17 protein-coding genes are annotated in these 22412 nt (G+C 62.9%); 12 read left to right on the forward strand and 5 right to left on the reverse strand.

What is annotated here, in order from left to right; genetic code table 11:
• Positions 1–11: 11 nt before the first annotated feature.
• The 3 genes from DWB85_RS17290 to DWB85_RS17300 are packed head-to-tail and all read left to right on the forward strand — an operon-like array spanning position 12 to position 2282.
• Entirely contained in the window at positions 12–932 is a 921-nt protein-coding gene (locus DWB85_RS17290) for an ABC transporter ATP-binding protein (RefSeq protein WP_117957071.1), read from the forward strand.
• Entirely contained in the window at positions 932–1759 is an 828-nt protein-coding gene (locus DWB85_RS17295) for an ABC transporter permease (RefSeq protein ID WP_117957039.1), read from the forward strand. The genes DWB85_RS17290 and DWB85_RS17295 overlap by 1 nt, the downstream gene beginning before the upstream one ends.
• A complete protein-coding gene (locus tag DWB85_RS17300) occupies positions 1749–2282 on the forward strand; it encodes a nitrous oxide reductase accessory protein NosL (RefSeq protein ID WP_117957042.1) in 534 nt (177 codons plus the stop codon). Before DWB85_RS17295 ends, DWB85_RS17300 begins: the two co-directional genes overlap by 11 nt.
• A gap of 93 nt (positions 2283–2375) precedes the next feature.
• On the opposite strand, the gene DWB85_RS17305 is transcribed toward DWB85_RS17300, so the two are convergent.
• On the reverse strand, positions 2376–4901 hold the full coding sequence (locus tag DWB85_RS17305; protein WP_117957044.1) for a TonB-dependent receptor: 2526 nt from the start codon (positions 4899–4901) through the stop codon (positions 2376–2378).
• A gap of 350 nt (positions 4902–5251) precedes the next feature.
• Here DWB85_RS17305 and DWB85_RS17310 point away from each other — a divergent pair, with 350 nt between their 5' ends.
• The 5 genes from DWB85_RS17310 (at position 5252) to DWB85_RS17330 (ending at position 11414) form a co-directional block, all read left to right on the forward strand.
• Positions 5252–7735, forward strand: coding sequence for a hypothetical protein (locus tag DWB85_RS17310; RefSeq protein ID WP_133300662.1), 2484 nt, complete (start codon positions 5252–5254; stop codon positions 7733–7735).
• 64 nt (positions 7736–7799) lie between these two features.
• Complete coding sequence (locus DWB85_RS17315) at positions 7800–8801, forward strand: hypothetical protein (RefSeq protein WP_117957048.1); 1002 nt, start codon at positions 7800–7802, stop codon at positions 8799–8801.
• Positions 8788–9975 (forward strand): hypothetical protein, encoded by a 1188-nt coding sequence (locus tag DWB85_RS17320; protein ID WP_133300663.1) that lies wholly within the window; start codon positions 8788–8790, stop codon positions 9973–9975. The genes DWB85_RS17315 and DWB85_RS17320 overlap by 14 nt, the downstream gene beginning before the upstream one ends.
• Before the next feature lie 46 nt (positions 9976–10021).
• Complete coding sequence (locus DWB85_RS17325) at positions 10022–10471, forward strand: CoA-binding protein (protein WP_476707475.1); 450 nt, start codon at positions 10022–10024, stop codon at positions 10469–10471.
• 133 nt (positions 10472–10604) lie between these two features.
• A complete protein-coding gene (locus DWB85_RS17330) occupies positions 10605–11414 on the forward strand; it encodes an amidohydrolase family protein (protein ID WP_117957055.1) in 810 nt (269 codons plus the stop codon).
• 47 nt (positions 11415–11461) lie between these two features.
• Here the strand turns inward: DWB85_RS17330 and DWB85_RS17335 are convergent, their stop codons facing one another.
• Entirely contained in the window at positions 11462–12103 is a 642-nt protein-coding gene (locus DWB85_RS17335; RefSeq protein ID WP_117957057.1) for a TetR/AcrR family transcriptional regulator, read from the reverse strand.
• A gap of 61 nt (positions 12104–12164) precedes the next feature.
• Between DWB85_RS17335 and DWB85_RS17340 the strand changes: the two genes are divergently transcribed.
• The 3 genes from DWB85_RS17340 to DWB85_RS17350 are packed head-to-tail and all read left to right on the forward strand — an operon-like array spanning position 12165 to position 17293.
• A complete protein-coding gene (locus DWB85_RS17340; protein ID WP_162846183.1) occupies positions 12165–13187 on the forward strand; it encodes an efflux RND transporter periplasmic adaptor subunit in 1023 nt (340 codons plus the stop codon).
• A 23-nt stretch (positions 13188–13210) separates the two neighbouring features.
• On the forward strand, positions 13211–14248 hold the full coding sequence (locus DWB85_RS17345; protein ID WP_162846184.1) for an efflux RND transporter periplasmic adaptor subunit: 1038 nt from the start codon (positions 13211–13213) through the stop codon (positions 14246–14248).
• A 3-nt stretch (positions 14249–14251) separates the two neighbouring features.
• A complete protein-coding gene (locus DWB85_RS17350; RefSeq protein WP_117957063.1) occupies positions 14252–17293 on the forward strand; it encodes an efflux RND transporter permease subunit in 3042 nt (1013 codons plus the stop codon).
• A gap of 18 nt (positions 17294–17311) precedes the next feature.
• Here DWB85_RS17350 and DWB85_RS17355 read toward each other — a convergent pair whose 3' ends face one another.
• Positions 17312–18574, reverse strand: coding sequence for a DSD1 family PLP-dependent enzyme (locus tag DWB85_RS17355; protein ID WP_117957065.1), 1263 nt, complete (start codon positions 18572–18574; stop codon positions 17312–17314).
• Positions 18575–18630: 56 nt separating this feature from the next.
• On the reverse strand, positions 18631–20145 hold the full coding sequence (locus DWB85_RS17360; protein WP_117957067.1) for an alpha/beta hydrolase domain-containing protein: 1515 nt from the start codon (positions 20143–20145) through the stop codon (positions 18631–18633).
• 191 nt (positions 20146–20336) lie between these two features.
• On the opposite strand from DWB85_RS17360, the gene DWB85_RS17365 reads away from it, so the two are divergent.
• Positions 20337–22142 carry a cation:proton antiporter gene (locus DWB85_RS17365; RefSeq protein ID WP_117957069.1) on the forward strand — a complete coding sequence of 602 codons (1806 nt, stop codon included), beginning with the start codon at positions 20337–20339 and terminating at the stop codon, positions 22140–22142.
• Between the two features lie 69 nt (positions 22143–22211).
• Here the strand turns inward: DWB85_RS17365 and DWB85_RS19680 are convergent.
• Positions 22212–22412: hypothetical protein (locus tag DWB85_RS19680; RefSeq protein WP_205422790.1), on the reverse strand; the 201-nt coding region annotated here is incomplete at its 5' end.

Raw genomic sequence — 22412 nt, forward strand, 5'->3', positions numbered from 1 at the left:
GCGGCGGCAAGATGGCGAGCAGTGCGCTGGAAATACAGGGCCTGGAAAAACGCTATGGTGAGCAGGCCGCGGTAGACGGCGTCGACCTGCAGCTGGCGCCGGGCGAAAGCCTGGCCATTATCGGCCACAACGGCGCCGGTAAAACCACCCTGATGAAACTGATTCTCGGCCTGACCCGGCCCAGCGCCGGAGCGATCCAGCGCTGGGCCTGGCGCGGTGGAGCGCCGCGGCCGGCAGCCGCCAGTGAGGGTATTGGCTTCCTTCCCGAGACTGTAAACTTCCCCGGCGCGGTGAGCGGGGGCCAGCGGCTGCGTTTCTATGCCCGGCTCAAGGGCGCCGGCAAGCAGGAATGCGCACAGCTGCTGGAACTGGTCGGCCTCAGTGATGCCGCCCACCGCAAGATCAACACCTACTCCAAGGGCATGCGCCAGCGCCTGGGCCTGGCCCAGGCGCTGCTGGGCAGCCCCGAGCTTTTGTTGCTGGACGAACCGACGTCCGGGCTGGACCCCTTCCTGCGCCAGCACTTCTACGCCATCATTGGCCAGCGCCAGGCCGCCGGGGCATCGGTGATTATCTCCTCTCACGCCCTGACCGAGATCGAGGCGCGCACCGACCGCATAGCGATCATGCAGCGGGGGCGGGTACTGGCCCTGGGCAGCCTGGCCACGCTGCGCGAGCAGGCGGCACTGCCGGTGGAGATTAAGGTGCGCCACACAGCAGTACCGATGGCAGAACTGGAGGCGCTGGCGGCGGGAGCGGCCACCCTGCAGTCCATGGGCGAACTCAGCACCCGCTTCAGCTGCACCGAGAGTGAAAAACTGGCCTTGCTGCAGCGATTGAGTGCCCGCCCGGACATAGTCCAGGACCTCAGCCTGCATCCGCCGGGTCTCGATGACCTGTATGCCTACTTCGTCAATGGGGGTGAGGCGTGATGCGCCCGGTGTTTATTCTTGCCGCGGAGGAGTTTCGCGAGGGGCTGCGCAACCGCTGGGTGATCTCGGCGCTGCTGTTGCTGGGCGCGCTGGCATTCTCGCTGGCGCTGCTGGGTTCCTCGCCCATTGGTGAAACCCGGGCCTCCAGTCTTAACGTCACGACTGTCAGCCTGGCCAGCCTGAGTGTCTACCTGATCCCGCTGATTGCCCTGACCCTGTCCCACGACAGTATCGTGGGAGAGCGCAATGGCGGCACCCTGTTGCTGTTGCTGACCTATCCGGTCAGGCGTTGGCAGATTGTGGTCGGCAAGTTTGTCGGCCACGTCAGCATTATCGCCGTGGCCATTGTCTTCGGCTACGGCGTGTCGGCCATCTATGTCGGCGCGACCGCCGAGGTACAGGCGCAGGACTGGCAATTGTTTGCCAGCATGGTCGGCAGCTCGCTATTGCTCGGTAGCGTGTTCATCGCCCTCGGCTTTCTGGTCAGCGTGGTAGTGTCTTCGCCGGCGACAGCGGCCGGCGTCTCGATCAGCCTCTGGCTGTTCCTGGTGGTGGTGTTCGACCTCTTGCTGCTGGGACTGGTACTGGTCGACTCGGAGAACCTGATCAGCACCGAGTTGTTTGCAGGCCTGTTACTGCTCAACCCGGCCGATATTTACCGGCTGTTCAATCTGGCGGGCTCCGACGCCGCCAGCCTGGTGTCCGGTAGCCTGGGGGCGCTGGACGACTCGTTTCTGAGCCCTGGCTTGCTGCTGGGTGTGCTCACCCTGTGGCTGGTTCTGCCCCTGGCCAGCGCTATCTGGATATTCCGACGCCATGAATTGTAAACACCTGCTGGCGGCACTGTGCTGCAGCTTCCTGTTCGCCTGTGCTGATGACAGCATGACGGTAAAGCCCGCGCCAGAACCGGTGACGCGCGATGACACCGGCTATTTCTGCGGCATGATCGTGGAGGACCATGCCGGCCCGAAGAGCCAGATTTTTGTTGCTGGCGAGCCCGATCCTTTGTGGTTCACCACCGCGCGGGACGGGGTGGCCTTCCAGCGGCTACCGGAGGAAACCCGGCCTATTTTGGCGTTTTATGTCAGCGCCGTGGACCTCGGTGGCTGGGATCATCCAGAGCATGATCTGGCCAGCATGATCGATGCCGAGCGGGCCTGGTTCGTTATTGGCAGCGACCGCAAGGGGAGTATGGGGGCGCCGGAGGTGATTCCCTTCAGCGAGGAGCCTGCCGCTTTGGCATTTGCCGAGCAGTTCGGCGGTGAAGTGCGGCGCCTGGCCGAGATTCCCGGGGATTACATTCTCGGGGCGAGCCAGAGTGGCAGTGATCCGCATGCCGGACACCGATAGCGGGGCATAATCAGCCTGCCGTGGGTCGTGCTGCGCTGGGTTGAGACCGCCGCGCCTGCATTGCACAGGCGCGGCGTGAAGGGATGGGACTGATCAGTACTCGTAGGCCACTTCCAGGCCGTAGGTACGCGGATCGCCGTACTGCTCGGTGATCGGGCCCAGGGAACCGAAATTGATCGAATACACGGGATAGTCCTCATCGGTCAGGTTGTCGCCCCACAGGGTAACGCGCATGCGACCGTCTCCCAGCTCGATTTCCTCCAGGCTCAGGCGGGCGCTGACCAGGGTACGCTCATCCATGCCCTGGTGCGGAAAGACCACCGGCTGGTCTGATACCACCGCGCTCCACAGCGGCGACTCGTACCATTCGTCCTGCCAGTTGACCTGCAGGTAGCCGGTCCACTCGCCGAGCGCGGTACGTGCGAATACGTAGTCGGCGCTGAAGGAGACCTGGTTGTCGGGCGACGAGGCGCGTTTGGCGTACTTCTCTCCCCTCAGGCAGGTGTCGGCGAAGTCGTTGAGGCCGCAGACATCGGGGAACTCCTCGAAATCGCCGTCGATGTGGGCATAGCTCAGGCTCAGGATCAGGTCATCAACCGGCGCGACCAGGAACTCCACCTCGCCACCCCAGCGATCCGCCTCACCGGCGTTGACCACCTTGGTGGAGGCACTGCCGCCGCTGGTGTCGATAGTGGTGCTCTGGATGTCTTCCCAGATATAGGTGTACAGGGAGGCGTTGACGCGCATGCGGCCATCCCACCAGTCGCTCTTGATGCCGATTTCCCACTGTTCGACATCCTCTTCGTCATAGGGGTTATTGAAGATCTCCCCGTTGAAACCGCCGCTGCGATAGCCGGTGGAGTAGCGAATGAAGGCGTTGATGTCATCGGTGGCCTGGTAGGCCACAGTGAAGTTGCCGCTGACGTTGTCGAAGCTTTCCTCCAGGCTGATGGCCTGGCCCGGCACGGTGCCGGCGAAGGGCGAGAAGTAGGGCGGATAATCGTAGTCGATATCCTTGTCTTCCTCGGTGTAGCGCAGCCCCAGGGTAAAGGCGAAGCGCTCTTCCATCCAGCCTGGACGCCAGGTGGCCTGGCCGTAGGCGGCGATGGCCTCGGTGCTGTTGTCATAGTACTGGGCGGCGGTACCCGCCAGCGGCGCGGCAAAAATGGCGTCCCGGCGGTATTCGCCATCATCCTCGAAATAAAACAGGCCCAGTACGTAGTCCACCGAATCGGTGCTGCCCACCATCTGCAGTTCCTGGGAGAACTGCTCGTACTCGCTGGTAGTGTCCTGCTTGCTGTGGAAGGCGCCAATGGTGTCGATGGAGTCCCAGATCGCATCGAAGGGCAACTGCGGAATGCCCGGGTCAAAGCCCCCGGTAGCACCGTACAGCTGGCCCAGGGTCAGGTGCACCAGGTCGTTATAGGAACCGATGCCGTTGGCATCCAGACGGCTGTCGATGTCCTCCAGGTCGCCGAAGACATAGGACTCTGTTTCACGGTAACCGGTGATCGACTTGAAGGTGATGTCGCCGACATCCCAGGTCAGGGTCAGGGCATGGCCTTTCAGCTCGGTATTGGTAAAGGGCGCGTGATCCGAGTGGCCCTCGTCCTGCCGGCCTGAGCCGCGGGCTTCCGCGGCCTGGTAGTCGGCAATGGTTTGCTGAATGGAGGGAATCCAGCGGGAGCCGATGCGGGGGTCGGTGCCGGGCTGTGAGGCCCAGAACTGGGCGCCGGCCAGCACGCCCTGCAGGGCGGCGATGCGCGGGACCAAGCCGGCGGCATCCACGGGCGTGAAGCCGACAACCTGCTCGAGGGCGTTGGCCTCGTCCAGTTCGCTGTGATCGTAGGTGTAGTCGACAAAGAAGGAGTCGGAAATATCCCACTTGAGGGACAGGCGATAGGCCTCGCGATCCCGGTCGTTAAAATCCTCCTGGCCGGGGCTGTCATTGTCGTACAGGTGGTCGCGTTTGCGGGTCTGGTAGCCCACGGCGGCCGCCAGCGATCCCAGGCCCTCGCCGACCTCGCCGATGGCTGGCAGGTCGACATTCAGCTTGAGATCGCGCTGTGAGTAACTGCCGATACCACCGGTCGCGCGCACCCCGAACTCACCGCTGGGCTTGCGGGAAATGAAGTTCACCGCACCGCCGGTAGAGTTGCGGCCGTAGAGGGTGCCCTGGGGGCCGCGCAGTACCTCGACCCGCTCGATTTCGGCGACGTCGGTAGCCGCACCCACCTGCTTGCCGAGGAAAATGCCGTCCAGGTAAATGGTCACCGCCGGGTCCAGTGACAGGTTGGCGGGTGAACCACCGGCCATGCCGCGCATTGACAGCACGGTAGTGCCCTTGGCGCCGGGGGCCTCGAAGCCGCCCATGCCGGCCACTTCACCGATCAGGTCGCCAGAGTTGCGGATGCCGCGTTTGTTGAGGGCAGATTCGGACAGAGCCGTGATCGAGATCGGAATTTCCTGGTTGGTTTCCTCGCGCTTTTGCGCGGTTACGATGACTTCTTCCAGTGCGGAACCGCCCTGTGCCATCGTCGGCCCGGTGAACCCGGCGACGGAAGCAAGGGCCACAGCGACCGCCAGCGGACGGTATGATGTAAATGTTGGGGTTTTCATAGCAGGCATACTCCCTGGTGCTTGTTATAGTAGTGGAGTTCGTGGCGACACTCATGCATTTTGCAGTGCACTGCAAGCAGGCGTTGAACTCGCACACGGTTGAGTGTAAACGCGGCGCCTGGCAGAAAAATGCGAAGTTTTACCGATCCGCGATAATTGTCCGCAGGGTGCGGTTTTGCATACTGCATTCGCCGGGGATGCAGATTCATTGGCGAGCTTGCCCGGTATTTCTCAAACCGATGCGCCTCTGCTACGCTTCCGGCAGTAGGCTTGAAGGAGTCACCATGCGCTGCGTCGCCAGGCATTCCATTTATCCCGCGTTCACTGTCCTTTCCTGCCTGACACTGGGAATGTTACTCATCGCTAACACGGCGCAGGCCCAATACCGCTGGCCAACGATGAAGTTCGAGGTCTTTGCCGGCAATCCCTACACCGGCACCACGCTGTACGAGATGTTTGGCAGCTACGACTGGCTGGAGTCGGAAAACCTGATCTACCCGGTGGATGACGAGGTCGCGAAGGACATTGAACGGGCCTTTAACGAGGCGGCGGTGTGGTACCAGCAACGCGGCTTCCCGCCACCCCTGCTGGAACCCATCGTGGATACCGATGACGGGCCGGCTTATCGTGTCTACGTGTGCAGTTACAAGTGGGAACAGCAGCTGTGGGACCGGATCACCGAGGCGACGGGAACGACACGCACATCCCTGGTGACGGCAGACCAGATTGAGTGGTCGCGTTGTGGCGGTAATGAAGAAAATGATGATTTGAATGCGGGCGCCTATGTCTCTGACTGTAACGTGGGCTCACGCAAGCGGGTCATCTACATCAACCGGGATGTGGCCATCGGTGCTGACAATCGGCTTACTGAACTTGGTTACCAGACCCTGGCGCATGAGTTACTGCACGCCATCATACCTAACACCGTGTTCGGCAAGTCGGAGCTTTACTGCGGTGCGTACAGCTGGATTACCGAGGGAATTGCCGACGCCCTGGGCTGGGATATTGCCGAGGAATTGTGGGCCCACAGATACCGGCCAAGCACACAGGACTCGGACCTGGTGAAGAGCTGGGGATATAGACCCTATTTCGAGCCGCTGCCGCAGAACGGGAAGTTGAGTATCCCCGGACTCCCGGCCAAGGTGAAACTGAATGCTGGTTATGCCAGCAGTTCCTTCTGGCGCTTTGTGGCCGATGCCTATCCCAAGGGCTGGAATATCATGGTTGCGGCCGGGCGCAGGGGACCGCCCGGCCTGCTCGACCTGCCCCTGTCGGGTCCCGGCTGGCGGGCCGAGGTGGACTGGCTGGACCAGGGGCTGCGTGCTCGTTTCAATTACGGCCTGGATGCCATCTACGGCAGTTTCGCGGGGCATTTTGTGCATAGCGTACCGCCCTACGCTCGCTACAAGGGAAAGGGCGCGGAAAGCCAGGCAGTGATGGACCACTGGACCAATCTGCTCTATGAACAATGTGCTTCGGTTGACCTCAGCAGCGGTCGGCCACAAAAGGTCTCGCTGGACATTGCAGAATTAGGCGCGCGATGCCTGTGGGTGGAACCCACGGGCAAGGCGGGCGCGGTACAGGTGACCTTCCAGGCGGCGCACGATGATCTCGGCCTGCTGCAGGATGTGTGGATCAGCCGTCCCGGTACCACGCTGCTGGTGCGGGCCTCCAGCACCGGCGAATTGCCGAACGGATCCCCCCGCTACATTTCGAGCTGGAAGGATTTTCCCCAGGAGGGCAGCGAGCGCACGCTGTATGTGATCAGCAATGTGGCGAGAAAGCCCTCTGAGAGCAAGCCCAGGAAGATCGAGCTGACGGTGTCCCTGCCGAACAATCAGAATTCGGCGCGCCCGCCCATGCCGCCACGCAAGTACGCGACTGCGCCGGGCAAGCCCGCCTTCAACAAGCACGCCAAAACCCTGGGCCGCCGGCAAAGCGAGACCCGGAAAATGATCAATCAGCAAATGAATTACGACAAGAAAAGCCTGAGTGACGAGGTTTCCACCGCCACCGAGGTGTCGCGTCACCCGGACAAACCCGACTGTGCCGAGCCTTTCAAGTACCAGGCCTGCGGGCCGACGACGAGCATCCTCCTGACCATCATGCCGGGCACCTACAGCGCGCCGGGGCAGGTGAATGCCCAGGGCGGAATGGCGTCCCAGGTGATGGGTGGCCTGCAGGCGATGGCCCAGACCAGCGCCTTTGACTCGATGGAGGTGATGACCGAGCTGAATGCGCGAATCAAGACCATAAATGGCAGCACGGTGAATATCGCCACGCCCTTGTTTGACTATGGATTCAGCGGCACTTTCGACAATGCCCAGATCAGCGTGATGATGCGGGATGAAAAGCGGCTCAGCGCAATCGGGCCGCCGGACGCAAACGGCCGCACGCGCCTGACCGGTCGGGTGACCATTACCGAGTACACACCTTTTACCCTGCGTGGCAGCTTCGTCGCGCCTCTGGCGGAGTTCGTTGAATCACCCAGTGGCCCCGCCCGGTACCGGCGACGGGAGACGGTGACGGGCACATTCACATCGGTGGCACCCTGGCAGGCGGACGAGCGGGTCAAGGTAGTGGTGGAATCCCGGGAAGTGCTTAAGGAAGACATCATGAGCGGCCTGGGTGTGCCTGCGGGTATGGGCTGGTCGCTGGAACAGGGCGGCAACACTGCTGCCCAGGACGCGGCTGGCGCTGCTGCCGGTGGCGGTGGGCAGGGCCAGGTGCTGGAAACGGCGGAGTGCACCTGCGCCTGCGACACCAAACCCTTCGTGGATGATCTGTGTGCGCTATTGTGTGAAGATGAGTTCGCGGCCTGTGAGGCTCCCTGATCGGGCGCAACCGCAGGCCTTGTGCTAAGGTGAAGTGATTTATAACAGAGGTGATGGAGAAAACATGAAATACATGGAAAGTGACAAGCCGACACGCGGTATCAGTTTGCCGGGGCGCATGGCGACATTCGCCCTGTTGTTGCTCGGCCTGACGGTCAATGGCCCGGCCTGGGCCTCGCACCCTTACCAGAAGTGGGCCGACGAACTCGGTATTGACCTCAACGTATCCTACGACGGCACCCGGGTCATGGAATTTGAGGGTGGAACGATCGAGGCCACCGAGCGGCGCGCGCCCGGGAAAATGTATACGGAAACCCATGTACAGGGTATGTCGTCTGCGGTCATCTTGCGGGAGGATCTCGGCAAGAGCTACCTGGTAATGAACTCCCTGGGGTTCTACAAGGAGGACACGCTGGAGGGGGGTATGCTGCAGGCCGCCAACGGCATGGAATTCAGCAGGATCGAGAAAATGGGCCGGGAGCCCATCCTCGGTTTCCCGTCCACCAAGTACCAGACCCGATTCAAGGACAATGACGGCAAGGGCGCCGGCTTCATCTGGGTCACCGATGACGGGATTCCTATCAAACTGGACATGATTTACTCCAACCGCGACGCCAAAGGCATGCGCATCGGCATGGAGTTCACCGAGCTCAACATCCGGCCCCAGGATCCCTCGGTGTTTGAGCTGCCGGCGGGCCTGAAGCCGATGTCCCTGGGGGGCTTCGGTTCGATGATGAAGCTGCCCGGATCCGCCCCGGCTGCGAACACGCAAGCGGCACCGGCGACAGCTGGCAACAGCGGTGCGTCCTCTGCCCAGGAGGCCTGCCTGAAGGAAGCCGCCGCGAAGGCTGCCGCGCAACGCGATGCGCAAGAGAAGAAAAACAGCTTTGGCCGGCTGATGGGCGCCGTGGCCCGCACCGCCTCACGCTTTGGCGTGGGGTCGGACATCCAGGAAATTACCCGGGGACTGTACGATGCCAATGCCACCGCGGACGATGTGCAGGTGGTGGCCGATGAGTTGGGTATCTCCACTGACGACGTAGAGCGCTGCCGTGAGGCAAACTAGCTTTGCGGGCCTGCTTGCTCGCGGGGTGATTGTTTTCCTCATGGCGGGCTTGTCCAGTCTGGCCTCAGCCCAGTGGGCGGCCAGTCCCGGCGACACCGTGCGCAACGCCTTCGGCCCGCAGAAAAACGCCAGTGCCCCGATGTGCCGCGGCGCCTGTGGCATGGATTGCCCCTCAAGCTGTGAACAGGATGTAAACTTCGAGTGTGCCGGCAACGGCAAAATGCGCCGGGTGCTGAGCCTGAGCTGTGGAACCCACAAGGCCTGCCGCGAGCATGACGATTGCCTGGACCGCTGCTCGCAGGAGCAGGGTGCGGGCTACGACTGCCAGGCCTACTGCCACACCGATGTCATGGGGCAGTATCCTCCCGAGCAGGCGGTTTCCTGGGCCGCTGGCGGCGGTCCCTACGACGGCGAGCCAATCCAGTTCGAGTACACCCGGCAGCGCCCGGATGACCCGGAAGCCATCTACCGCTGCCCCGATGGGGCGGAACAGACCTGCATCGCCGGGCTGGCCCTCTGCCAGGCAAAGGGCCGCAGCGTCGACCCGGTGTTCGTTGCCTATGAGGGCGGCGCAGGCGGCACAATGCGGGTGGCGAATTTCCGGTCTGGCGGGGTCTGCCTCGAGGGCGCTGAGCCCTCGTCGGTCTGCCGGGCGGGGGTTGCCATTCCGGTCAAGGGCGAAGCCCAGTGCAGGCAGGCAGGCGGCAGCAGCCGCTGCAGCTGGTACGGCTTTGAATTTGATTACAGTAACGCGATACCCGGTGAACCTCTTTACTGCAGTTCATCAGGAGCCGAGGGCGACTTCCTGGGCGGGGTTGTCACCAAGGTCATCGAGTCAGTCAATGCCGACTCTGCCGCCAACAGCGAATTCGGCGAGTTGCTCAGCGGCCTGCAGCAGGAACTGGGCAAGGGTAAGTCGCTGGACCAGGTATTCTCGGGCATCACCATCACCACGGCCGACGGCCAGACCCTCGGCGGGGAACAGGCAAAGCCGGAGTTCGCTGCGCCCGGTGTGCCCCAGGAAGTGGCGCTGGCGGGATCTTCCGGGCATGTGCTGGTGCCGATCTTCGAACTGCAGGGAGCACAGCCGCGCGGCACCCGTGCGGAGCATTATATCCGCTGTCTCCAGCAGGGGCGGCCCGTCGTCGAAACCACCTTCGTGCTGCAGTATTGAGAATCGGGCGACACGAGGGGGCAGGTCCCTCACTGTGGAGGCAAGTTTGAACGAAGCAGATACGATGCGCGCGATCCTGCGCGATGCCAGGATCATTGCCGTCATCGGCGCCTCGGATAAAACCAGCAGGGCCTCCTATGAGGTGATGGAATTTCTGCAGCACAAGGGCTTTCGCTGCCTGCCGGTAAGCCCAAGGCTGGCCGGCAGCCAACTGCTGGGTGAAACCGTTTACGCCAGCCTGGCTGATATCCCTGACCCCGTCGACATGGTCGACATGTTCATCAATTCCGAGGCAGTGGGTGCCATCGTCGATGAGGCCATCGCGGTCGGCGCAAAGGCTATCTGGATGCAGCTGGGGGTGGTCGATGAGGCAGCGGCGGAACGCGCCCGGGCCGCTGGCCTGAACGTGGTCATGGACCGCTGCCCCCGCCAGCAGTGGGCGGGGCTGGGGCTGGATGACGCGGCCGGTGCGGACAATGTTGGCAGCGGCAGTTGACTCCCGATCGCTGAACAGGCCATCGGCCGCGTGGAGATCCGGTTTCCCGGGCTCCTGCGCTTTGCTGGAGCATTGCTCCAGCGTTATGCTCTGCTGGCTACTCAGTTTATCAATCACCCGGGAGCAATAGTTCATGGTTGTCGATGCCTGGGGCCAGCACCCCACATTGCGCCACAGCCAGAGTCCGATTTTCGACTCGCTGCGGCGCTGGACCAAACAGCCCGCGCCGACGGAGGCGCTGCCAGTCCAGCTGACTGTCGAGCAGATGGACGCGGGCGGGGTCGACAAGATGTTGATCAGCGCCTGGCAGGCCCCCGGCAGGGACCTGATTTCCAACGAGGAGGTTGCCCGGTTTGTCAGTGAGGCCCCTGACCGTCTTGTCGGGGTGGGCTCGGTAGACATATCCAGGCCCATGGAAGCGGTGGCGGAAATACGCCGCTGTGTGCGGGACTACCGCTTCAAGGCCATCCGCGTCCTGCCCTGGCTGTGTGAGACCTCGCCGGTCGATCGCCGTTTCTACCCGGTGTATGTCGCCTGCGTGGAAGAGGGCCTGCCGTTCTGTACCCAGATCGGTCACACCGGTCCGCTGATGCCGTCGGAAGTCGGGCGGCCTGTCTACCTCGACCAGGTCGCGCTGGACTTCCCGGAACTGGTCATCGTCGGCGGGCATATCGGCTATCCATGGACAGAAGAGGCGGTCGCAGTGGCGACCAAGCATCCCAACGTTTATATCGATACCTCGGCTTATACGGTCAAACGCTATCCGCCGGAGTTGCTGCGATTCATGCGCGGCCACGGCAGGCACAAGGTGCTGTTCGGCACCAACTATCCGATGATCAGCCCGGCGAAGGCACTTGCGGGCCTCGATGACCTTGGGCTGTCGGCGGACATCCGGGAGCTGTTCCTGGGCAGGAATGCGCAGCGAATTTTCAGGCTCGACTGAGCACTGGTCAGGGTGTGAGCGCTGTACCTGCAGGCTGCCCCGACCGTCTACAGCTTGCTGAGCCGCGCTTCGATCTCGGCGCGAAAAGCTTCTGCGGCATCCGCCGCCAGTACGATATAAAAGCCCTGCAACGAGCGTTTGCGCATCTCCTCCAGGGTGATCAGCTGGTGGGCCCAGTCGCTCATGGCCAGTTGCTGGTTGTTAATCATTACCGCGATCAGGGTGTCGCGGTCGATCTCGCCCCTGACCAGGCCCTGGCTCTGCGCCTGCTGCCACAGTTCCCTGCCCAGGCGCACCAGGGTCGGGCGCTTGAGGTCCCGTTCTCCGCCGTCCCCCGGCGTGGTCCTGAGGTGCTCACTGGCCAGGTGGCTGGCGCGGTAGAAGGGCTCGTCCTCGGCAATCATGTCTACCAGGGTACTGATCATCAGCGCCGGTAGCTCGAGGACCGGGCAGGGCAGCTGCCGTCGCAGGCGAATTTCATAGCTGGCGAAATTGTCCGCCACCAGCGCCTCGAACAGGGCGGTCTTGTTGCCAACAAGATTGTAAATCGTCGGTACGGTGACTTCCGCGGCGGCGGCCAGGTCGCGCAGGTTGAGGCTGTCGAAGCCGCCCTCGGCGAGCAGGGTGTGCGCTGCGGCGATAATGCGCCGGCGGCGTTTTTCCATATTGGCGGTGCGGGTGTCGGACATTCCGGTTTGTCTTGCAGATTATTTTAACGTCGTTAAAATCATAACAATGTTCAAATCGTTTGTGCAATCAATCGCCCTGGCGGTGTTGCTGTCACTTGCACTGCCGTCAGCGGCGGCGGAGGCGCCGACACCGGTCAAGGTCCTCCGTTTTGCCCCCGCTTCGGCAGACGAGGTACCCCGGTTTCCCGGCAAGGTCGCGGCGGGAGACAGCGCCCTGCTCGCGTTCAGGGTGGGCGGACAGATAGCGGACCTGCAGGTGCGCATGGGCGACCGGGTGCAGCAGGGCGCCCTGCTGGCAGCGCTGGATCCCACTGATTACCAGTTGCAGCTCGACGCCCGGGAAGCGGAATATCAGTTGGCCAAACTGGAGGCGGAGCGCGCTGACACGCTGTACCAGCAACGGTTGATCAGCGAGGACGCCTACGACACGGCCCGTGCTGCCCTGGCTACCAGCGAGGCCCGTCTGGAGCAGGCCCGCGAGCAATTGTCCTTCTGCCAGTTACGTGCCCCTTTCGCCGGGGCTATTGCCTTTACTTATGCCATGCCGCAGGAGGTTGTGGGCCCGCAGCAGCCGATCCTCAACCTGCAGGACATTTCCACTCTGGAGGTGCGTTTCAACCTGCCGCCGCGCTACCAGCCCCTGCTGCACACCGGGCAGGCGGCGAAATTCAGTGTCAGCTTTGAGCTCATGCCGGGACTGGTGGTGGCGGCGCGCTACAAGGAGTCGGACCGCCAGCCCGACCCCGATACCAACAGTTACCCGGTGACCCTGGCAATTGCCTCACCCGGGCAATTGTCCGCGCGCCCGGGCATGCCGGTCACGGTCAGCCTGTACCACCCGAGCCTGATGAGCAGTGCCTGGCGGCTTCCCGCCGAAGCCTTTATCGTCCGCAGGGAAGGTGGCGGCAGTGTCTGGCGCATTGACCCGGACACCATGACCGTGCAGCGAACCGAGCTTGTGCTGTCTGCCGATGGTGCCCTGATCGCTGGACTGGCGCGCGGCGATCTCGTGATCGCCGCCGGCGTTGATCGCCTAAGGGAAGGCCAGCGGGTCCAGCGCTGGGTGCGCGAGGAGGGCCTGTGAAGCCGGGTGGATGGCGCCGCGCTGTGAGTTGTTTTGTCGCTGTCTTGTTGACCGCCTGTGGTGACTCGCGGCCGCCGGAAGCCCCGATCAACCGGGTGGCAGCATTTACCGTGGGGGCTGCCGTCAGCCTGGGGCGTTACCAGTTTCACGGCCGGGTAGCGCCTGCGGACCTGACCCGGGTGGCCTTCCGCATTGAAGGGCAGATTACCGACCTGCCGGTGCAGGCGGGCCAGCGGGTACAAAGTGGACAGGTACTGGCGCGAATCGATGACACCATCCAGGCCCAGGTGCTGGCCGATGCCCGGGCGCAGTTCGAGCTGGGCGAGCGCCAGCTGCAGCGGGCTGAAAACCTCTATCGGCGCGGTACCCTGACCACCGCGCGACTGGACCAGTTGCGGGCCGCCTACCGCCTGGCTGCAGCCCGCCTGCAGCAGGCCGAGGCCGGCCTGCGCTATACCGTGGTGCGGGCGCCCTTCGACGGCGTCGTGGACCATGTGATGAAAGAACTGCACGAGCCGGTGAGCGCCGGCGAGACCGTGGCCACCGTATACCGCACCGACCGGACCGACGTGCTGCTCGATCTTCCCGACAGTTTGCCGGCGCGCGCCCACGAAGCCAACGACCTCAGCGCGCTGAAGATACAGGCCCGCTTCGGTGGCGGTACGGAAGTCTATGACATGCGTCTGCTCAAGGCCTCGACGGCGCGCAATCCCGCCACCGAGGCCTTCGAGTACTGGCTGACCATGCCCTCCAGCGGCAGTCCGTTTCCGCCGGGGATGACGGTTACCCTCAGCGTCGACCTCGAGAGCGCGGGCTTCGAGGCCGGCGCGGCGCACCAGGTGCCGCTGACAGCCCTGGAGGCGGGCGCGACCCGCGACAGTTTCCGGGTCTGGCGCCTGGTCGATGGGGTGGTCAACCCGGTGCCGGTGCGCCTCGGACCGTTCACCGAGGCCGGGGTCATGGTGCTGGCGGGGGTTCAGGCCGGGGACCGCCTGGTCACCAGCGACCACGCCCGCCTGCGCGCCGGAGAGGCGGTAGCGACAGCCGGGGGAGGGCAGTAGCACATGGCCATTGCCGAGTATTCGGTACGCAACCGCACGGTCAGCTGGATGGTGTTGCTGCTGTTGATTGTCGGCGGCAGCTACGCATTTGTCGAGCTCGGGCGCCTGGAGGACCCGCCCTTTACCCGCAAGGATGCGATGATTATTTCCGCCTACCCCGGAGCCACGGCGGAAGAGGTGGAGCTCGAGCTGAGCTATCCGCTGGAGACGGCAATCCGCCAACTGGCCGAAGTGCACACCGTGCGCTCCACTTCCCGCGCTGGCCTGTCCCAGATTATTGTCGAGATGGACAAGGAAATGCCGCAGCACAAGGTCGACCAGATGTGGGACCGCCTGCGGCGCAAGGTAGCGGATGTGGCCGGCAGCCTGCCCAGCGGTGCCACGGCGCCCAGGGTCTACGATGACTATGGCGACGTATTCGGCATCACCCTCATGGTCAGCGGTGAGAACTACGAATTCAGCGAACTCAAGCACTATGTGGATGTGCTCAAGCGGGAGCTGGAAATGCTCGACGGGGTCGGCAGGGTCAACCTGTTCGGCGAGCAGCAGGAACAGATTTTTGTTGAGATCTCGCTGGAAAAACTGGCGGCACTGAACCTCGATATGCATCGGGTGGTAGGGTTCCTGACCCAGCAGAACTCGGTGCTGGATGCCGGGCGGGTAACCGTGAACGGCGAATTCATGCACCTGCGGCTGGCCGGGCTGGAAATGGAGATCGATCCTATCGTCCACGGCAGGGACAGCGGCCAGCTTATCCGGCTGTCTGATGTCGCTACCATTCACCGGGGCTACCAGGAGATTCCTGCGCACCTGATCAGGATGAACGGCCAGGAGGCGCTGGCACTGGGGATTTCTTTTGCCGATGGCGTCAATGTGGTCGACGTTGGCCATCGTATCGACCAGCGACTGGCGGAGCTCAGGCCCTATCGCCCGGCCGGCATCAATGTGGAGAGCCTGTATAACCAGCCCCACGAGGTGAACAAGTCAATCCGGATTTTCCTGGTCAATGTCGGTACCTCGGTACTGGTGGTGATCGGTGCCCTGCTGCTCACCATGGGCTGGCGCGCCGGACTGGTGGTGGGTTTGACCCTGTTGTTGACGGTACTTGGCACCTTCATCCTGATGAAGGTGGACGGCTGGCAGCTGCATCGGCTGTCGCTGGGCGCGCTGATTATTGCCCTGGGGATGCTGGTGGATAACGCTATCGTGGTGGTTGAGGGTGCCATGGTGGGCGTGACCCGGGGGGTGAGTAAACGCGAGGCCTGTTTCCGCGTCGTCCGCCAGACCAGGTGGCCGCTGCTGGCCGCCACGGTGATCGCGGTGCTGGCGTTCACGCCTTTCGGCCTGTCAGACCAGGATTCGGGCCAGATCATGAAGCCGATGTTCTGGGTGCTGACCTACTCGCTGCTGCTGAGCTGGATCCTGGCAGTGTCAATTACCCCCTTCCTGGCGGACCTGTTGCTGCGCGATGTCCAGCCTGGTGTCGATGGCCAGGATGATCCCTACCGGGGCTGGACCTACTCGCTTTATCGCAAAATTCTCGACGCCGCGCTGCGCTTTCGCAAGACGGTCATTGTGCTGATGGTACTCGCCCTGGCGATCTCGGTTGGTGGCCTGGGGCAGGTGAAGAAAGCATTTTTCACTCCCTCCAATACGCCGATTTTCTACATGGATATGTGGCTGCCCTACGGCACCGATATTCGCGCGACCCTGGCCGAGGTGGAGAAGGCCGAGCAGTGGGTCGCCGGGCTGGATGGGGTTGAGTTCGTGGCCGCATCTGTTGGCCGCGGCGCGCCACGCTTCTTCATGACCTACCTGCCCGAGCAGAGTTACGAGAACTTCGCCCAGCTGCAGGTGCGTGCCGACAGCCCCGGGCGGGTGCGGGAGTTGATGCACGAAGTGGAGCTGGGGATGTACCAGCGCTTCCCGCGCGTCAATCACCAGATGCGCCACATGGTTTTCGGTCCGCCGGCCCGCTCGGAAATCCAGGCCCGCTTCCGCGGTCCCGATCCGGAAGTGCTGCGCGATCTCGGCGCCCGGGCGGCCGCGGTGATACGTGCCGATGATGCCGCGCGCAGCGTTTACCTGGACTGGCAGGAGCGCAACAAGGAACTGGCACCACTGGTCAACGAGCCGGAAGCGCGGCGCCTGGGTATCAGCAACGAGGAGATCGCCGGTAACCTGAAAATCGCCTTCGGCGGCGCACCGGTGGGCCTTTATCGTGATGGCAGCCGCATGCTGCCGATTGTGGTGCGGCTGCCGGAGAAGGAACGCGGCGACTTCGACCGCATCGAGCACATGCGCCTGTGGAGTCCCTCGCTGCAGACCTATGTGCCCATCCAGCAGGTGGTCAGCCGGGTGGATATCCGCTGGACGGACGGGCTGATCATGCGCCGGGACCGGCAGCGCACCCTGACCACAATGGCGAGTTTTGACAAGTTCAGCGGCGAGACCGCCGGCGAACTGTTCGAGCGCATTCGCCCCGGGGTGGAAGCCATCCCATTGCCGCCCGGCTACAGCCTGGAGTGGGGCGGTGAATACGAGAACTCGCAGCGCTCGCTGAAGGGTGCGTTTGGCAAGCTGCCCCTGGCCCTGTTGTTGATGTTCATCCTGACGGTGTTGCTGTTCAACTCCCTGCGCCGCTCCCTGGTGATCTGGTTTACCGTGCCCCTGGCCCTGGTGGGTGTCGCGGTGGGTCTGCTCTCCACCAGCATGCCGCTGACCTTTCCCGCCATTCTCGGCTTCCTCGCCCTGATTGGCATGATCCTGAAAAACGGCATCGTGCTGGTGGAGCAGGTGATGGTTGAACTGGAGGCCGGCAAGGGCGTGTTCGACGCCGTGCACGACAGCGCGGTGAGCCGGGTGCGCCCGGTGTCCATGGCGGCGGCGACCACGGTGCTGGCCATGGTGCCGCTGGTGACCGACCCGTTCTTCGGCTCCATGGCCGTGGTATTTATTTTCGGCCTGGGTTTCGCCACCGTGCTGACCCTGTTTGTGGTGCCGGTGCTGTACCTGAGTTTGCTGGGGCGCAGCGGCCCCGAATGAACAGAAGCGCGCTGTTGTTTAGCCCACGCTCTGGCTCATCACTGGCCAGCGATCGACAATTTCGCCGCGATCATAAACCGCGATATCCCCGAACTGGAGGAACACGTGCTCGCTCTGGGTCGGGCGCAGGAAGACCCAGTCGCCGGGTTCCAGGTTGATTTTCCTGGAGCCGGTCATGCCCTCCTGATTGGTGGAACGGCCGAGGAAGAGGTTGGTTTTCAGGCCCTGTGGCGACACGGTTTGCGCTTTCCAGTAGCCGCCATAGAGGAAGAATGTCCTGGCCTTGTTGGGGTCCCACCAGGTCTGCAGGGGACCGGTGTTGAAGCCCGCGGTGCGCAACTCGTCCGCTGCCTTGAGTACCGGCGCGGCGATAAATGCCGCGGGGACGTGATCTGCCAGAGTCGCTCCATCAAAGTCTGTCGGTTGTACCAGGCAGGAGCCTGATGCCAGCTCGTTCATGGGAAAGTCGCCGGCATCGTAAAGCTGGTAGGTGCCGCTCCCGCCCGAGTTGAGGGTCACGTCGGCGGGCCAGTCCTGGCCGAAGTGACTGCGCGCCGCCGCGGTGAAACCGGCATAGGCCTGCATGGCTTCGTCGCGATAGCTGATTTTGTCCCCCGGCACTTTTACGATATGCGGTTCGTAGCCCATCAGACCGGCAAACTGCAGCCGCGGCCAGCGCGCCAGTTCGTCCAGCATCTGCTGGAACTCACTTGCGGTGCGTGCGCCGCCGCGGTGTAAACCAATGTCGATCTCCAGCGACACGCGCATGTCGATTGCCCGCTGGTCGGCCAGGGCGCCGTATTCGGCAATACGCCGTGGGGTGTCCACCAGCCACTGCAGCTGTCGCTGCGGAGAGAAGGCCGCGCTGTCATGGGCATCATAAAACTGCGCCGCGGCCTGCACCGGCAGCGGCTTGCCCAGCAGGATGTCGGCGGATGGCAATTCGCGTGCCACCTGGTTGATAAACGGCTGGTGAAACAGCATGAGGCGATTACTGTCCGCCGCATTCATGGTCTCCTTGAGCATGGCCAGTGAGGGCAGGGACTTGGCAACGATGCGGTAGTCGAAGCGCCCGGCGATGTGGCTGCGCAGGGTCTGGACGTTCTGCCGCAGCAGGCTGCGATCAACGACCAGGGTTGGCCTGGCGTAAGCGGCCGAGCGCAGTGCGCGGCTGACTGATTCGAAGTAGGGGCTATGGTTGGTGCCCCGGTCCCGGGGTTTCAACAGTGCTGCCCCCGTAGCCCCCAGCAGACCCCCGATCAGCAGTGTTCTCCTCTTCATAATTGTCGTCCCTCTCGTGCATCACCTCGTCACACCTGCCTTGCTGTTGCCACGGCTTATAGTCCATCACCGGTCTGGTTCTGCCACTGCTGTGGTGCCCAGGTGATGATCGCATCGGCATCCTCCGGCAGCAGAAAACCGGCTTCCACGGCAGCGTTGGTGGCTGCGGTCACGGCCGCGACAAAGCCGGTCTGGTCAACATAGAGCATCGCCATCTGTTCCGCGCTGAACAGGGATGTGGTGCCGAACAGGCGACAGAAGCCGGCGCCGCTATTGGGCTCGCCGCGCAGAATGGCCGAGGGCGCGTCGACATAGGGGGTGCGTATCCCGCCCAGCGCATTGCCCAACTCGTCGTAAACGTAGTCCGAACCGTCATCGTTGATTTCCAGGCGCGGGGATGAGGGCGGCAGCGTGCCGTTTGCAACCCAGTCATTGAGCGCCCTGACGGCCGTGTTGAAAACGTAGTGATGAGGCCCGTTGTTGATCGGCCGCTCACAGGAGATAAAGCCGAGCACCGAGTTTTCTTCCACCACGGAGGCGAATACCGGGTCCCCTACCGTATCATCGCGACCGGTGACAAAGGTATAGATGTCGCCGTGCGCCGTGCCCGCCACTTCCCAGCTGCGGATCAGGTCGGTGTCGGGCTGCCGGGCGGCGGCATAGTCGAGGAAGACCACGTCGGTCTCGGTCTGGAATGTCATCACCGGTACGTTGAGGTCGGTTCTCACCTGCGGTGCCTCGGGTGTGGGTATGCTCACCAGAGGCTCCTGCGCCAGCGGTGAACTGCCGCGGCCGCGGCTGTGGATCATGTAGCCGTCAAAGGTGTTGAACAGGGGGTGGATGGCATTGACATAGGTGGTGAGCCGGCCTGCCGATTGCGACTCGCCATAGGCGATGATGCTCTCGGCCACCAGGCCGTCCAGTGGGTCGATAGCCTCTGGTTCGCGCACTGCCTGGGCCGCCTGGGAAAAGATGTCGTAGGAAAAGCTGTCCCCCGGGTGGCTCAGTACGCCATAGCGTTCCGGGTCCACTGCTTTCAGGTGCAGTGGCAGTAGCCCGTTTTCACTCCCTTCAATGCCGACCAGCTGGGCTGATACGCCGATCCAGGCCGCGCCGCCCCGGCGCATTTCCAGTTGCCCGGTGCCCCAGCTGGGTGGGGTCTCGAAACCGGCTGTCACGTTCAACCATTCCATCAGCACCGTACCGCTGAAGTCCGCCGGGTCAATGGGGCGATACACCACGATACGGGTTTTGTAGGCGGCCTGTTCGCCGGCTTCCACTTGCCACTGCCCGTCCGGGAGCAGTTCGTTCAGGTTAGTGAAGGCTGACGCTTCGCCCTCGAGGAAATATTCAGCCTGCTCATAACCGACGTCGGCAAGGTCGAAGTTCTGCGCCAGCAGGTTGATGGCGCCGCTGTCCGGGGGAAGGCTGACCTCCGGGTTGGGGATGGGCACAAATTCCGGTTCCGGCGGCAGTGATCGCCGGTCGCTGCTGTCGGCACAGCCAGCGAGTGCGGCCACCGTCAGGGTCACAGCAAGGAGTCGCAGCAGGTGTGAGGTTTTTATCAGCATGCACGTCAGCTCGTTACAGCGTTGATGAACGGGGCGGCGAAGGCCTGGCACACTTGAATGCCGGGACCCGGACCAGGGTAAACCTTAGCACAGCCCGTGGGGTGGGCCGATTCGAAGATAACAATTATCCGGCGGGTTTAGTAAAGTTAATGGCCTCGGCCTCTTAATCCGCCCAGCGAATGGAAGCACTCATGCCCTATCTCGAACTGTCCCTTGCCCTGGTGCTGCTGGTGGCAACCCTCTGCCAGTGGCTGGCCTGGCGGGTTCGCCTGCCGGCGATCCTGTTCCTGCTGCTGGCGGGGCTGCTGGTGGGCCCGGTGAGCGGTTGGCTCAGGCCTGACGCGGTATTCGGTGACCTGCTGATGCCGATGGTATCCCTGTCGGTGGCGATTATCCTGTTCGAAGGCAGCCTGACCCTCAATATCGCCGAGATCCGTGGTGTCAGCCAGGTAGTGCAGCGCATGATCTCTGTTGGCGCACTGGTGACCTGGGTGATCGTGGCGGTGGCCACCCACTATATTTTCAGTTTCTCGTGGCAGATAAGCGCCCTGTTCGGGGCGGTGGTGATTGTGACTGGCCCCACGGTCATCGTGCCCATGCTGCGCTCGGTACGCCCGACCCGCAAGGTGGCCAATATCCTGCGCTGGGAGGGCATCGCCATCGACCCCATCGGCGCCCTGATGGCGGTGATGACCTACGAGTTCATTGTTGCCAGCACCGAGGGCGAGGCCTTCAGTCATGTGTTGCTGCTGTTTTTCCAGAGCGTTTCCGTGGGCCTGGTAGCGGGCCTTGCCAGCGGCTTCTTGCTGGGCAAGCTGTTGTCCCTTGACTGGCTTCCGGACTACCTGCACAACATGGCGACCCTCTGTCTGGTGCTGTTGTCCTTCAGCGCTTCCAATGCGATCGCGCACGAATCCGGCCTGCTCGCCGTAACCGTTATGGGTATGTGGCTGGCCAATCAGCGCAACCTGGATATTCATCCCATTCTCAACTTCAAGGAGCATCTCAGCCTGTTGCTGATCTCGGTGCTGTTTGTGGTGCTGGCGGCCAGGGTCAGTCTCGACCAGCTGGCCGAGATCGGCTGGAAGGCAGTGCTGCTGCTGGCGGTACTCCAGTTCCTGGCCCGCCCCGCCAAGGTACTGGTGAGTACGCTGGGCATGGATGTAAGCTGGCGCGAGCGGGGCCTGCTGGCGTGGATAGCGCCACGGGGTATTGTCGCCGCGGCGATTTCAGCCCTGTTCGCGGAAAACCTGATCGCCATCGGTTACGACGAGGCGGCGCTGCTGGTGCCCCTGACCTTCACCGTCATCATCGGCACGGTGGTGCTGCAGAGCGCCACTGCCCGCTTCGTGGCTCGCAGCCTGGGGGTAACCGAGCCCTCGCCACGGGGCTTCCTGATCGTCGGCGCCAACGCCTTTTCCCGGGCAGTGGCACAGGCACTCAAGGAGTATGACTTTCGCTGCGTGCTGGCCGACTCGAGCAGGGAGGATATCCGCGTTGCGCGCATGGCCGGTCTGGAAACCTACTATGGCAATCCGGTCTCCGAGCACGCCGAAATACACCTGGACCTGGCCGGGGTAGGGGGACTGCTGGCCCTGTCACGCCAGCAGTACGTAAATGTGATTGCCGCACTTCACTACCGCCAGGATTTCGGCCCCCGGCGCATCTATCGCCTGGACTCGGATTTGTCGCGGCGAGTGCCGGAGAAACACCAGGTCACCCAGGGCTATCGTGGCAGCCAGCTGTTTGGCAAAGACATTACCTACAGCGATGTGCTGCGCCTGGTCAACGCAGGCTGGGAGATACGCAGCACCCAGCTCACCGAGGAGTTCAACTGGGAGCAGTATCGCGAGCAGCACGGCGAGAACGTGCTACCGTTGTTCGTGATCGACGGCAAAGGCTGGATCACGCCTTTTACTGCCGACGAGGAATTGAAGCCTGCCGCGGGGTGTACGGTGCTGTCGCTGATGCCCGACACCGAAAACACATCAGACTGACTGCCCGCAGGCAGCGCTCAGCGGCCTCTGCACAAGTTGCTGTGTCGCCAGCTGCCGCTAAAAAATCCATTAAAAACAAGGGTCTGGCAGTCCTTCAGCGACAAATCGGCAATAAATCGGTGTTTCATCAGGCGTATGCGGGATGGTCTTCCTAGCAGGTTGCTGAAAAACTCCCTCAAATGAGGGAAAATAGCGTAATCGCAGGTTGGAGGCCAAACAATGCGCGGTGATTACCAGGAAGGCGGTGACTTGTTCAGTTATGTGTCGCTG

The sequence above is a fragment of the Seongchinamella sediminis genome, assembly GCF_003457605.1.
GTDB classification, from domain to species: Bacteria; Pseudomonadota; Gammaproteobacteria; order Pseudomonadales; family Halieaceae; genus Halioglobus; species Halioglobus sediminis.